At 57.3% G+C, this 13,354-nt stretch carries 10 protein-coding genes and 1 pseudogene; 3 read left to right on the top strand and 8 right to left on the bottom strand.

Annotated elements, in window-relative coordinates; genetic code table 11:
• Nucleotides 1–853 precede the first annotated feature (853 nt).
• Nucleotides 854–1,576 (top strand): annotated as a pseudogene (locus WDB91_RS17065) (IS3 family transposase); the annotation flags it as partial.
• Between the two features lie 486 nt (nucleotides 1,577–2,062).
• On the opposite strand, the gene WDB91_RS17060 reads toward WDB91_RS17065, so the two are convergent.
• From WDB91_RS17060 to WDB91_RS17025, 8 genes are all read right to left on the bottom strand, one after another.
• Entirely contained in the window at nucleotides 2,063–2,899 is an 837-nt protein-coding gene (locus WDB91_RS17060; protein ID WP_339114803.1) for a sugar ABC transporter permease, read from the bottom strand.
• Between the two features lie 58 nt (nucleotides 2,900–2,957).
• On the bottom strand, nucleotides 2,958–4,226 hold the full coding sequence (locus tag WDB91_RS17055; RefSeq protein WP_339114802.1) for an ABC transporter substrate-binding protein: 1,269 nt from the start codon (nucleotides 4,224–4,226) through the stop codon (nucleotides 2,958–2,960).
• 61 nt (nucleotides 4,227–4,287) lie between these two features.
• Nucleotides 4,288–5,436 (bottom strand): Gfo/Idh/MocA family oxidoreductase, encoded by a 1,149-nt coding sequence (locus tag WDB91_RS17050; protein ID WP_339114801.1) that lies wholly within the window; start codon nucleotides 5,434–5,436, stop codon nucleotides 4,288–4,290.
• Entirely contained in the window at nucleotides 5,433–6,482 is a 1,050-nt protein-coding gene (locus tag WDB91_RS17045) for a sugar phosphate isomerase/epimerase (RefSeq protein ID WP_339115117.1), read from the bottom strand. The genes WDB91_RS17050 and WDB91_RS17045 overlap by 4 nt, the downstream gene beginning before the upstream one ends.
• An 11-nt stretch (nucleotides 6,483–6,493) precedes the next feature.
• Complete coding sequence (locus WDB91_RS17040) at nucleotides 6,494–7,666, bottom strand: Gfo/Idh/MocA family oxidoreductase (protein ID WP_339114800.1); 1,173 nt, start codon at nucleotides 7,664–7,666, stop codon at nucleotides 6,494–6,496.
• Complete coding sequence (locus WDB91_RS17035) at nucleotides 7,663–8,427, bottom strand: sugar phosphate isomerase/epimerase (protein ID WP_339114799.1); 765 nt, start codon at nucleotides 8,425–8,427, stop codon at nucleotides 7,663–7,665. Before WDB91_RS17035 ends, WDB91_RS17040 begins: the two co-directional genes overlap by 4 nt.
• Before the next feature lie 26 nt (nucleotides 8,428–8,453).
• Nucleotides 8,454–9,560, bottom strand: coding sequence for an ABC transporter ATP-binding protein (locus WDB91_RS17030; protein ID WP_339114798.1), 1,107 nt, complete (start codon nucleotides 9,558–9,560; stop codon nucleotides 8,454–8,456).
• 2 nt (nucleotides 9,561–9,562) lie between these two features.
• Nucleotides 9,563–10,420: a carbohydrate ABC transporter permease gene (locus WDB91_RS17025; protein WP_339114797.1), complete on the bottom strand. Its 858-nt coding sequence runs from the start codon at nucleotides 10,418–10,420 to the stop codon at nucleotides 9,563–9,565.
• A 184-nt stretch (nucleotides 10,421–10,604) separates the two neighbouring features.
• Between WDB91_RS17025 and WDB91_RS17020 the strand changes: the two genes are divergently transcribed.
• The gene (locus WDB91_RS17020; RefSeq protein ID WP_339114796.1) at nucleotides 10,605–11,666 is read left to right on the top strand and encodes a LacI family DNA-binding transcriptional regulator; all 1,062 of its coding nucleotides are present in this window, start codon (nucleotides 10,605–10,607) and stop codon (nucleotides 11,664–11,666) included.
• A 217-nt stretch (nucleotides 11,667–11,883) separates the two neighbouring features.
• Nucleotides 11,884–13,194: an MFS transporter gene (locus tag WDB91_RS17015; protein ID WP_339115116.1), complete on the top strand. Its 1,311-nt coding sequence runs from the start codon at nucleotides 11,884–11,886 to the stop codon at nucleotides 13,192–13,194.
• Nucleotides 13,195–13,354 lie beyond the last annotated feature (160 nt).

The raw sequence follows: 13,354 nt of genomic DNA, 5'->3' as shown, positions 1-13,354 counted from the left end.
TCGCTAACCTTGACGTATGAACCACTGCACATCGTCTATCCATAAAGAATAAACGCTTCTGCTTATCGTTCCACTTGCGTGATACCGACAAACAGTGAAGCTGACACTCACATCATCGAGCCGAAACCCTAGTGAGCCGATATACAGACGTTCATTTAGTCGATCATAGACCAAACCGCCCGCATATCTCTTCAGTAAAACCATCAATGTCAAAGAGCCGAAGACAAAAATCAACAGCAGCACCCAATCCCTCAGGTGCGAACCGCAAACCTCATCTTCCGAATGTCTATCGCTTCAGCCACCCCAAACCGTCTCTCTCGATCCCGTCTGCCGCGGCCTCCGCGCCCCGCTGCGTCGTCTGCCGCTGCGGTGAAGCGGTATTTACGGACAACACCCAAACACCGCAACCCCTTTTTCAACGAAAATCATAAATTCATACAAAAATTCAAATAACATACTGAAATATATATAGTTATTTCGATCAGTTTTATGACACAGACCCAGACACACACCACAACAGACACTCATAGTCAGGAATCACCACACACAAACATCAACGCAGACACGCGCGAGCGAACCTTCAGACCGTCTTGAAACCGCAAAACATGAACGCCAATCATAGCCCCACCACCATCCGGAAAAGACATCGATCACATGACATCTCCTACCGTTGCGCTCCGCCGCCCGCTCCTTTGCGATATTTCTGCCCGTGCGACGCTCGGCATCTCGGAGGAGATCAGCCGGATGGCGGGCGCGCCGGTCCGCAGCCGCGCGGAACTCACTGCCGGAGAGGCCAAAGCCTGGTTCTACCGCCGCTGGCGACGGCGAGCGGACGGCGAGGGTATAGCTGTGGCGGGACATGATCGCTCCCCATCATCCCGAGCTGTCGATCCTGCGGCAATGCGCCTTGCTCGGGCTCAGCCGCTCGGCGTTTTACAGCCCGAGCAGATCCGAGCCGCCGCTGAACCTAGCCTTGATGAAGCTTGCCGACGCGCAGTTCATGGAGACGCCGTTCTACGGCAGCCGTCATGTGGCGCGGCATCTGCGCAACCAAGGATATTGCCTCTGGCGCAAGCGAGTCAGAAGGCTCATGGACAGGATGGATCTGCGGGCTGTTTATCAAGGGCCCAGGACCTCGCGGCCACATCCGTCTAAACGTAAACATCGATATTTATTTCTGAAGTACCAGGCGCGCGGCCCGATCACGTCTGGTATGTCGACATTGCCTACATCTTGATGCAGCGCGGGTTCCTTTACCTGCTCGCCATTATGGATTGGACGACGCGCCGGGTTCTGTCACGGCGTCTGTCGAATACCATGGATGTGGAGTTCTGTATCGAGGCCTTGGAGGAAACCGCCACGGCATGGCAAGCCCGACATATTCAACACGGACTAAAGCCGTCCGTTCACAAGCCCGCGCTTCACGGAGATTTTCGCAGACGCAACTTTGAAGATATCGGTGGACGGGCGAGGCCGGTGGATGGATAACGTGATGATCGCGCGGCTTTTGCGGTCGCTGAACTACGAATGCGTCTATCTGAACGCGTTTGAGACAGGCACCCCAGCTCGCAGCGGCACTGGGAAGCGGATGATCTCCTAGATTACCAAGAGCCCCCATTCGACGCTCGATGCCCCCCAAAAGCCCATCAAGGTCTCGATTGGAAGGCGGCAGCATGACCTATAGGCAACCTCAGCGCCGCCGAAAAACTGTCCGGGAAATGGGGACCACTTCAGCACCACCACCGCATTATCATGCCCATTACGCGCCCGATAATGGGGTTCGAAGCCTTTTGCTCAGCCGCCGCCACTTGCGCTGGCGTGGGACCGCGCACATCCTCCCTAAAGGGCAGATAGCGTGATGAGCCCTACGCATTCCAGATCATCGCGGCGCTCGCAGGATAAGCATATCCAAGCGAGGGGCGTTTCGAGCCAAGCCGTATTTCTTGCGACACAACCATAGGTTCTGACATATCCGCTCCCCTTATGGATCGTTTCAGCCGCACGATGGCCCAGAGATACCGACGGGGGCGGTTACAGCATCAAGGCCCCAGCACAGCTTCTTTCAACGTTTCCGAATATAGACAACGTATATCCATGGCGCGATGGCAATCGCGACAGTCACGAGCATAACAGTGGCGGCTGCGGACGCGAATGCGATGTTCGAACGCAGGAACAGGAAGTCCATGATAAATTTCGCAGGAACATCGGTCGCCATTCCCGGGCCACCATTCGTGAGTGCCACGACCAGATCGTAGGACTTCACTACACCCAAGCCGAGAAGGACAACTGCCGTAACGACAATGGGACGGAGTGTGGGCAGCACGATGGAAACGTAACCACGCCAGATTGGAATCCCGTCGACTTTGATCGCTTTCCACAAATCAGGATCCACGCCACGCAATCCCGCAAGCATAAGCGCCATAACAAGCCCTGCCGATTGCCAAACTGCTGCGAGCACGACCGCATAAATCGCCTTGTCCGGATCAACCACCCAATCAAAGCGGAAAGACGTCCAGCCAAGGTCGTTCAGAGTCTTCTGGATACCAAGGGTAGGATCCATCATCCAACGCCAGACGACACCTGTAACGATAAAAGATAAAGAATAGGGATAGAGATAGATGGTCCGGATCGTGCCTTCCAATGCAATCTTGCGGTCCAGTGCGATGGCCATCAATGTGCCCAGAACAAGACTGGCGACTACGAAAAGCACGCCAAAAACCAGCATATTATCAACCGAGTTCATCCAGCGCGAGGCATGGAAGAGACGCTCGTATTGCTTGCCTCCCGCAAAGACCATTTCTGGCACGAGTTTTGACGGTGTGAAGGAAATGCCGACGGTCCAGATCATCGTGCCGACATAGGCGGCCAGCACGATGATCCAGGTGGGCCAAAGAGCCATGGCGGCCCTGCTTGGGCGAAAAATGGGGGTTATCATTCGAGCCGCCATGGAACTATCCTTATTCTGCCGTCATTTCGATCGCATCGGTGAGCGATGCCGCAAAGTCCTCGGCGCTCATCGAAGGCGTATTCCAATATTCCGAAACGGCATCCTGAATGGCCCCGACGCGGTCAGCGCTCGCACTGATCTCGGGTCCTGCAACCTGCATGGACGGATCCTGCATGGCTTTATATCCTTTCGAGGCACAAGCATCGAGCGAGCTTCCATCCGCGTCGAGCCGTGCCGGGATACCACCCTTCACTTTGTTAAATGCGACCTGAACCTCGGGGGACATCATGGTTTTGACCAGCAAATCATCAACGGCTTTCTTGTCCTGTCTCTTGGCAGCAGGCAGCACGAAGACATCGCTGCTGATGACAAAGTGGTCTTTTCCACCAAGGCCGAGAAGACACTCGTAATCCTTCCCTGCCTCGAGGCCAGCTGCGGTAAACTCGCCCTTGGCCCAATCGCCCATGAACTGCATCGCAGCCTTGCCCTGAATGACCATGGCCGTCGCGTCATTCCATTTGCGGCCGGGCGATCCTGCGTCGATATAATTGGTGAGGCGTTTGAAGTCCTCGGCAAAAGCCTTGAATTCAGGTGAGTTGATCTTGTCGGTATCGCCATCGACCAAGATCGCATTGTAAAGGTCGAGATCGCCACGGAACATCATGACCTGATAGAACAGCTCGAGCGTTTGCCACGCTTCACCGCCATGCGCGATGGGTGTAACACCTGCGGCTTTGAGGGTGTCGAGCATCGGGAAGAAGCCGGACCAATCCTCGGGCATCGTCACCCCCGCATCAGCCATGACCTTTTTATTGACCCAGAGCCAGTTCTCGCCATGGTTATCGACCGGCATTGCATAGACCTTGCCATCATAGGACACGGCTTTCAGTAGCGCAGGCGGCAGAGCTTTGTCCCAATGACCGGTTTCGGCATAGCTGCTCAGGTCAGTCAGATAGCCTTTCTGGGCAAGATCGGCAAATTGGGTGCCTGCGTTGAACTGCAGAGCATCCGGAGGATTACCGCCGATGATCGAACTGGTCGCCGCTGCGAGCGCACTCTCGAAATCGGGCACGGCGTTATCGACCCATTCACCGCCATTGGCGTTGAAATCTTTGACCATCACCTGCAATGCTGACGCCTCGGAGCCGCTAGTCCACCAATGCATGACCTGTGCCTTGACCGGATCGGCATGAGCGGGGGTAACAAGGCAGAACGCGCTCAACGCGATACCGGAGGTAAGCCCCGAAAGTGACCGTGACATGTTCTTCTTTTTCATCATGTTGTTCCCTGTTGATGTATTTTGGTATTTTGGCAATCCGGCCATATGGCCGGACCGGTTTTTATGCGTCGGCCGAGTGGAGGAGCACTCTGCTGCCATCGTTCTGGGCAGATTGGACCGCCGCGAGAATAAAGCGCATGCCTTCAAGACCTTCGACGATGCCTGGAAGGTCCGGAGAAGGCGTTCCTGTCTCGAAGGCAAGGATCTTGTCTGCCGCCTCGCGATAGAGCGTGGCGAACGCCTCGAGATATCCTTCAGGATGGCCGCCCGGTATGCGGGTCGCCGCCGTAGCGGCCTCGCCGATCCCGTGCCCACCGCGGATAAATGTCTGGGCAGGCCCATCCAGCGGTCTGAAGGACAGACGGTCTGGCTCTTCCTGTAGCCATTCGATGCCGGCCTTTTCACCATAGACCCTCAGCCGGAGCCCGTTCGCATGTCCACTGGCGACCTGACTTGCCCAAAGCATCCCGCGCGCTCCACCTTCGAAACGCAACATGATCTGCGCGTCATCATCGAGGCTTCGTCCGGACACAAATGAACTGAGCTCCGCACGAAGGCTCTCGGGACGCAGCCCCGTCACGAACCGCATCAGATGGTATGCATGCGTGCCGATATCCCCGATCGCCCCGCCGAGACCGGCGCGCGCCACGTCAGTCCGCCATTCCGCACCTTTCACGCCCTGCCGCTCGACATTGCGAGCAAGCCAGTCCTGCGCATATTCAACCTGAACCACGCGCAGCGGACCTAAGGCATTCTGGGTCACCAGCTCCTGTGCATGCCGCACCATAGGATAGCCCGAATAGTTATGGGTCAGGACAAACAGGCGCCCCGCCCGTTCCAGAACCTCGTATAGGGCTTGCGCATCTTCGTAGGTGCTGGCCAAGGGCTTGTCGCAGATCACATGGATACCTGCTTCGAGAAACGCGCAAGCTACCGGTACATGCAGGTGGTTCGGCGTAACAATCGACACGACCTCCACACCATCGGGACGGGCAGCTTCCTTTCGGGCCATATCACGATAATCGCTATAGCTGCGTTCGGGAGCGATGCCACATTCCAAGGCGGAGGCCGCCGCGCGGGCGGGGTCCGATGAGAGCGCACCTGCGACGAGATCGAAGCGGTGGTCAAGGCGCGCGGCCATGCGATGGACACCACCGATAAATCCGCCCGCGCCGCCCCCTACCATACCCAGTCGGATCCGGCGGCTCATGAAGAAAGCCCCAATAGTCGCCGGTTGGCTGCGGCATCGGTTCCTGCGGCCGCAAAGTCATCAAAGGCGCGGTCTGTAACGCGGATGATATGATCCGCGATAAAGCGCGCCCCTTCCGCGGCGCCATCCATGGGATGTTTCAAGGCGCATTCCCATTCAAGCACGGCCCAACCGTCGAAGCCATATTGTGCAAGGCGCGAGAAGACGGCTTTGAAGTCGACCTGACCATCTCCGGTCGAGCGGAAGCGGCCCGCTCTCTCGACCCAAGGCGCATAGCCCGAATAGACACCCTGACTGGCGGACGGTACAAACTCGGCATCCTTGACGTGGAACATTCCGATACGCTCGTGATAGCGGTCTATGAACCCTAGATAATCAAGCTGCTGCAAGACGAAATGGGAGGGGTCGTAAAGGATCTTGGCACGTTGATGCCCACCCACACGGTCGAGGAACATCTCGAACGTATAACCATCGAAAAGATCCTCTCCGGGATGGATCTCGTAACACAGATCCACTCCCGCAGCATCGAACGCATCGAGGATCGGGCGCCAGCGCGAGGCGAGTTCGTCAAAGGCTTCCTCGATCAGTCCCGCAGGACGCTGCGGCCATGGATAGAGATAGGGCCAAGCCAACGAACCAGAAAATGTCGCATGAGCGTCTAGTCCCAACCGACGGCTGGCCTGTGCTGCCAGCATCAGGCTCTCGACAGCCCATGCCTGCCGTGCGGCGGGGTTGCCACGCTTTGCCGCAGGAGCAAAACCATCATAAAGCGTGTCATAGGCAGGATGCACTGCCACAAGCTGGCCCTGAATATGGGTCGAGAGCTCGGTGATTTCCAAGCCATGATCCGACAACAGCCCTTTCACATCATCACAATAGCTGTCCGAGCTGGCCGCAAGGGCCAGATCGAAGATTGCCGGATCTCCGGTCGGGACCTGCAGACCCTTGAATCCAAGGCCAGACGCCCATTGCGCCAGACCGGTAAGGCTGTCGAACGGCGGCTCGGCGCCGATAAACTGCGCCAAAAACAGGCCCGGTCCTTTCATCGTGCGTAGGGTCACGGGAGCACCTCCACGGATTGCGCTGCACGGAAGGTTATGGCCTCCTCGGGTGTAAAGGCTGCGGGCCGCTTGGGACGGCTATTGATATAGAGGGAGCGTCCTTCAATGGCTGCCGTCTCGATGGCGAGCATAACCTCAAGCACATGCCGTCCGAATTCGGTATCACAGCGATGTGCGCGTCCTTCAGAAATCGCGCGGGCCATTTCCGCAAGCCCTAGTCCGCGATAGCAGGAGAATGGAAACTCGCCCAGCCACAGACGGTTATTGGCCCCGAAAGCGCGGGTCGATGTATCTATCTCGGTGAAGCCCCCTACAAGATCGCCCTGCGCGATGATTCCGCCAAAATCATTGGGATCGCAAATCCGGAGCGTGCCTTTGGTGCCGTGCAACTCGATCGGGCGTAGATCGGTATTTGCGACATCCCAGCTTGCGAGGAAGGTAATCTCGGCGCCGCTCTCGAAGCTCAGGAGGGCATTGAGCGTGGTGAAGGTCTCGACAGGAATGCTCTGCCCCTTGAGAGGGCCGTCGGCCGTAACCAGACGTGTGCGCCGGCCGATCCGTCCGCTGGCCTGAACCCGCGTGACCGGCCCGAGCATATTGACGAGTGACGCAATGTAATAGGGGCCCATGTCGAGAACAGGACCACCGCCTTTGCGGTAGAAGAAGTCTGGCGAAGGGTGCCAGTCTTCCATCCCATGCGACAGGACGGTGGCAAGACCGGTGACCACCTCACCGATTGTACCCGCATCAACGAGAGCCCGCGCTTGTTGCTGCGCGGGGCCGAGGAACGTGTCCGGCGCAGTACCAATCCGCAGGCCACGCGCAGCGGCTGCGGCCTCCATCGCATCGACCTCGGCTAGGCTAAGCGCCAGAGGCTTTTCGGTATAGACATGTTTTCCCGCATCGAGGATGCGCAAGGAGGTCTCGGCATGCACGGCAGGAATGGTCAGATTGAGAATGACATCGAGGTCATCACGCGCCAGAAGTGCGTCGACCTCCATTGCCTCAATGCCGTATGTCACCGCTTTGGACCGCGCCGCCTCGGGGCGCAGGTCTGCGCAAGCGATGTAGTCGATGTCTTGCAAGAGCGGTCCATTTGTAAAATAGGTATCAGAGATATTTCCACATCCGATTACCCCGACGCGCAGAGGCTTAGTATTCTCTCTCACACTGCAACTCCGTCGAGTTGGCGAACGGCTGCAGAGCTTTGGGTCGCGAAATCGAGCCAGTCTTTCGGTTCGTCATGTTCGAGAATTGCAAGACTTGCGCCAGTTTTGGGAAGCATGGCCCACACAGCAGGCCAGTCGACGATGCCTTGGCCGACATTGGTCCAGCCATCCTGATCGAGGTTCTGGCCTTCGGGCGCGATATCCTTGACGTGGACGGCAATGATGCGCTCGGCATAACGCTCGATCCACATGAGCGGGTCCCCCCCCGCGCGCACGACCCATGCAACATCGAGTTCCAGCGCGCAGCCTGCCTCGTTCATGATGACTTCGATCGGCATCGTGCCACAGGGCAAAGGCTCGAATTCGAACTCGTGGTTATGCCATGCAAAGATAAAGCCTCCCGCGCGCATCTGGTCGCCAACCGCAAGAAGGCGCGCTGCAAGGGCTTGCCACCCTGCCAGGTCGACCGGGCGGTCTTCGGGCTCGAGCCAAGGCGCGATAATGGTTTTCATCCCCAATCGACGGGCGATCTCGATGGCACGGGCAGGTTCTGCTTCGAGCATCTCGAGGTCGAAATGCCCGCTAAGTGCTGTCATGTTGTGCTGAGCTAGAATGGAATGCAGCCCGTCCAGATCTGCATAAAGCTCGCCAAAAGGCTCGACATTGGTGATCCCCATAGCTGCCAGTTCGGCAAGCTGGGTGTCGAGTGAGTCAGACGCGCGGGCGGTATAGAGCTGGAACGAAAGAAGCGGAGAAGTCATGATTTTTCCTGACGGATGGAAGTAGGTTACAGGCGCTGGCCTGATTGGGTATCGAAGAGGGAGGCACGTACCAGATCGGGCTGGAGGAAGACCTGCGTGCCGAGAGCAGGCAAGTGTTGGCCTTGTGCGCTGCCCAAACGAAGCGAGAGCTGGGTGCCGTTGGCGGTCGTGGCCCAGATGATGGTCTCCGAGCCAAGGGGCTCGATCAATGTGACCTCTGCCGCTAATGATCCGGCGGTGCCTTCTGGACAGAGCACGAAATCTTCGGGGCGTAGGCCTAATGTTGCGGGGCCGGTAAAGGCGAGAGGCGCGCTCGATATCCGATCAAGAGCAAAACTCATGTCAGCCGTCGTGAAATGAGGTCCCTGCGGTCCAGAGGAGATCTCGCCTTCAATAAAGTTCATCTTGGGAGTTCCGAGGAACCCGGCAACAAAGAGATTTGCAGGGCGGGTATAGACCTCGGCTGGAGGTGCCAGTTGCTGGATCTTGCCGTCCTTCATCACCGCGATGCGGTCTGCAAGCGTCATAGCCTCGACCTGGTCATGAGTGACATAGATCATCGTATTGCCAAGCGACTGGTGAAGGCGCTTGATCTCGATGCGCAGATCTGCACGCAGTTGCGCGTCGAGATTAGATAGCGGCTCATCAAAAAGGAAAACATCCGCCTTACGGACTAGAGCACGCCCGATGGCTACCCTCTGACGCTGTCCGCCGGACAGATCGGCGGGACGACGTTTCAGGAGGTGTTCGATTTGTAGGAATTTGGCAGTGTGGTTCACGCGTTCGGCGATCTCTGCCTTGGCCATGCCACGGATCTTTAAGCCGAAGCCCATATTCTGCGCGACGGTCATCCGCGGATAGAGCGCATAGGACTGGAAGACCATGCCGATACCGCGATCTTTCGGCTCGGCGCGCGTGACATCCTGACCGGAGATCATGATCTTGCCTGCGGTTACCGTGTTCAGCCCCGCTATCGCATTCAACAGCGTAGATTTCCCGCAGCCAGAAGAGCCAAGGAGCACAAGAAACTCGCCCTCGGCGATGTCGAGATTAAGCCCGTCGAGTACGTGCATCGTACCATAGGTCACGCGCAAGTCGCGGATCGAAACAGAAGTAGTCTGAGCGTCGAGCATGATTATCCTTTCACGGCGCCGGCTGCGATGCCGCGGACGAACCAGCGGCCGGACAAGAGATAGATTGCAAGGGGAACGAGGGCCGTCAGGATCGTCGCGGCCATGTGGACGTTATAGGGATGCTCACCCATGCGTGTATTAACGAGACCAATCAGCTGGACCGTCATCGGCTGGTTGCCCTGACCGGCAAAGATGAGACCGAAAAGATAATCGTTCCAGATGCCCGTCGCTTGCAGAATGACCGTCACGACGAGGATCGGCACTGACATGGGGAGAATGATGCGCCCGAAAATCTGCCAGAATCCAGCACCGTCGATCTTGGCGGCATCGAGCAGCACATCCGGCACTCCCGAATAGAAGTTCCGGAAAATCAGGGTCGTCACCGGCATGCCGAAGATCACATGCACCAAGACAACACCGAAGAGCGATTTCCCGAGGCCCAATGAGGCAAAAGACATGGCGAGAGGATAGATGAACAGCTGGTAGGGAATGAAGGCGCCGATCAGCATGATAGCGAAGAGTACTTCTGCTCCGCGGATACGCCAGAATGCCAGCGCATAGCCATTAATTGCCCCTAGCAACACGGAAAAGAAGACACTCGGGACCGTAATAATGACCGAGTTCCAGAATCCAGTACGCAACCCCTTGCAGTGAAGCCCCGAACAGGCGTGATTCCATGCCTGATCCCATGCAGCGAAGCTCGGGTGCTGGGGGAGCGCAAAGATAGAGCTATTGCGGACCTCAGCCATATCCTTCAGCGAGGTCACACCCATCACATAAAGAGGAAGAAGAAAAAAGAGCGCGCTGAGGAGAACAAAGATCCACAGCCCCCATCTGCCGGTGTTCGATGCCTGCTCCATTAGACTCGACCATGGTTTATGAAAACGTTTTCATTGCATGTTGGGTGATATGATCTGCTCAGAGGCATTTTACTTGTCTTTACCTGTCGGGATAAGTGATCTTTTATAATCTTATTAAAACGTTTGCATTGCACGTTTTTAAAGTCAATATAGTTTTCAAGCTAGATTTCAGGAGGCAAGAATTATGGTATCGGCGGTCCGACCAAAGGGCATTGTGACTATCGCCGATGTGGCAAAACTTGCTGGAGTTTCAAATGGAACCGTGTCGCGTTTCAATCATGAACCCGAGCGTGTGAGCCCCGCCACACGCGACAAAATACAGGCGGCCATAGAAACATTAGGATATTCCCCCAATATTCTCGCCCGCAATTTCCGGACCGGTAGCACAGGCGTGATTCTAGTCCTGACATCCGGGATTGGCGATCCGTTTTATGGCGACGTTATCAGCGGCATCGGACGTGTCGCCCGGTCCAAGGGCTACACGGTACGAATTGAGGAACTCTACGATGGAACACCGTTGAGCAGCAACGATCTAAGCAGTTTCATCTCGTCGCGCCAAGCGGATGGGATCGTCGTGCTCGGGAGCCCCTGGCCCTTCCGTCATTCTGAGCGTGACGCCGGAGACGCAAGCTATGCGATCGTGGTTTGCGGCGAAACATCCGACCCCGAACTTGCCCGCTATCCGCGTTTTCAGATCGACGGCCGTTCGGCTGCGCATGAAATGACCCGCTACTTGATCGGGCAAGGACATTACCAAATCGGATTTCTAGGGGTTGCGGGAGCGACAGTGCCTCTTGTGGAACGCGAGAACGGCTATAAGCTCGCCATGAAAGAGGCGAATATAGAATTGTCGCCTGATTGGATCGCCGACGCTGGCGTAACAATCGAAGAGGCACGTCGCGCTACGACTGCACTTTTGCACACGCAGAAGAAACCGACGGCAATCATCTGCGCAACCGATGACATCGCGCTAGCTGCGATGGCGGAAATCCACGCCCAAGGGCTGGTCGTCCCGCGCGACATCTGCGTAACAGGTTTTGATGACACCCGATATGCCGCGATTGCCAATCCGCCTCTGACCACAGTCGCGCAACCACGCGAGCAGATCGGGGAAAACGCGGTTTATAAACTCATCGACATGATGAACAACAAACCTGCACCTCTCCGAGAGGAACAACGACAGTATATCCTACCGCATCGTATTATATTACGAGGGTCTTCTCAGGTTTTGGCCGGCAAAACCTAAAGGACTGCGCCTTTCAACGCTCGGCCCACGCTACACTGACTTTCAAACCGGACCACTCGAGCAGGGCAGATCAGCTCCGCAGGTCCTATCAGCCACCGCTATAGGCGCGTGTCTGACAGGGTGTATGTGCACATGCTCACAAATAAAGGGGTTACAGCAAAGCTTTCATTGCGATAGGCCGCGCAAGTTGGCAATTTTGCGAACAATAAACACTGGAATAAGAAATAAAATGTCGGACATATCATCAGCCAATGGCTTCGCCGACGCGAATACCTCTGCCACCAACTCGGCGGGCAAGGTGTTGCTGGCCAGCCTGATCGGGACCACGATCGAATTCTTTGACTTCTACGTCTATGCGACCGCCGCCGTGCTGGTCTTCCCCACGCTGTTCTTCCCCAACAGCGATGGTATGACCGCCCTTCTGGCGTCTTTCGCGACCTTCTCCATCGCCTTCTTCGCGCGTCCCCTGGGCGCCATCGTCTTCGGCCATTTCGGTGACCGTATCGGGCGCAAGGCCACACTGGTCGCGGCGCTGCTGACGATGGGCATCTCGACCGTCATTATCGGTCTCCTGCCCACCTATGCGCAGATCGGCGTCGTCGCGCCACTCCTGCTGGCACTCTGCCGGTTCGGTCAGGGCTTCGGTCTGGGCGGCGAATGGGGCGGTGCCGTGCTGATGGCCACCGAGAACGCACCGGAAGGCAAGAAGAACTGGTATGGTATGTTCCCGCAACTGGGCGCACCCGTCGGGCTCTTCCTGTCCTCGGGCCTCTTCTGGGTGCTTTTGCAGTTCATGCCCAAGGAGCAGCTGCTGAGCTGGGGCTGGCGTATCCCCTTCATCGCCTCCATCGCGCTGGTGGTCATCGGCCTGTGGGTGCGTCTGTCGATCACCGAAACGCCTGCCTTCCAGAAGGCTATCGAGAAGAACGAGCGCGTGGCCGTGCCGGTATTCGAGCTGTTTGCCAAACACAAACTCTCGATCTTCCTGGGCACCTTCGTGGCTATGGTGACCTTCGTGCTGTTCTATATCGGCACCGCTTACCTTCTGTCCTACAATGTCAAGGTGCTCGAGATCCCGTTCACCGACGCGCTGGTGATCCAGCTCTGGGGCGCGGTGATCTTCGGTCTGACCATTCCCTGCGCGGGTCTGCTGGCCGAGCGGTTCGGCCGCCGCGAGGTGCTGATCGTGACGACCCTGCTGATCGCCGCCTTCTCCTTCCTCGTGCCCGTGCTGATGGTGGCCAATGAGGGAGCGATCCTGCTGTTCGTGACGCTGTCGATGATCCTGATGGGCCTGACCTACGGGCTGATCGGCACGGCTCTGGCCGCGCCCTTCCCGACCCGTGTGCGCTATACCGGCTCCTCGGTGACCTTCAACTTCGCCGGTATCGTGGGTGCCTCGCTGGCCCCCTATGCCGCGACCTGGCTGCAGTCGAATTACGGGCTGGCCTATGTGGGCTACTACATGGCCGCCGCTGCCGTGATCACGCTGGCCTGTATCTTCGCCATCGGTCGCGAGAAGATCTGAGGCAGGCCGCATCGCTGTCCGAACTGCCCCGGCCACTGGCCGGGGTTTTTCGTGGCGCCCTGCCGCCGAATTAGGCAGGACCGGTCTGGCCCCAACAAATCCGCCCCTTCCTCCTAGACATCGCAAAACGGGCCTGCGCATGTGGCAGGAAAGCAATCAC

Origin of the sequence: Thioclava sp. GXIMD2076, from assembly GCF_037949795.1 — a bacterium.
GTDB lineage: Bacteria > Pseudomonadota > Alphaproteobacteria > Rhodobacterales > Rhodobacteraceae > Thioclava > Thioclava kandeliae.
The sequence above is the reverse complement of the archived record's forward strand: the minus strand, read 5'-3'. Positions and strand labels throughout refer to the sequence as shown.

Excerpts from the sequence above, each read along its gene's own strand:
- WDB91_RS17060 (WP_339114803.1), bottom strand. The coding sequence starts at position 2,899 with ATGGCTCTTTGGCCCACCTGGATCATCGTGCTGGCCGCCTATGTCGGC.
- WDB91_RS17055 (WP_339114802.1), bottom strand. The coding sequence starts at position 4,226 with ATGATGAAAAAGAAGAACATGTCACGGTCACTTTCGGGGCTTACCTCC.
- WDB91_RS17050 (WP_339114801.1), bottom strand. The coding sequence starts at position 5,436 with ATGAGCCGCCGGATCCGACTGGGTATGGTAGGGGGCGGCGCGGGCGGA.
- WDB91_RS17045 (WP_339115117.1), bottom strand. The coding sequence starts at position 6,482 with ATGAAAGGACCGGGCCTGTTTTTGGCGCAGTTTATCGGCGCCGAGCCG.
- WDB91_RS17035 (WP_339114799.1), bottom strand. The coding sequence starts at position 8,427 with ATGACTTCTCCGCTTCTTTCGTTCCAGCTCTATACCGCCCGCGCGTCT.
- WDB91_RS17030 (WP_339114798.1), bottom strand. The coding sequence starts at position 9,560 with ATGCTCGACGCTCAGACTACTTCTGTTTCGATCCGCGACTTGCGCGTG.
- WDB91_RS17025 (WP_339114797.1), bottom strand. The coding sequence starts at position 10,420 with ATGGAGCAGGCATCGAACACCGGCAGATGGGGGCTGTGGATCTTTGTT.
- WDB91_RS17020 (WP_339114796.1), top strand. The coding sequence starts at position 10,605 with ATGGTATCGGCGGTCCGACCAAAGGGCATTGTGACTATCGCCGATGTG.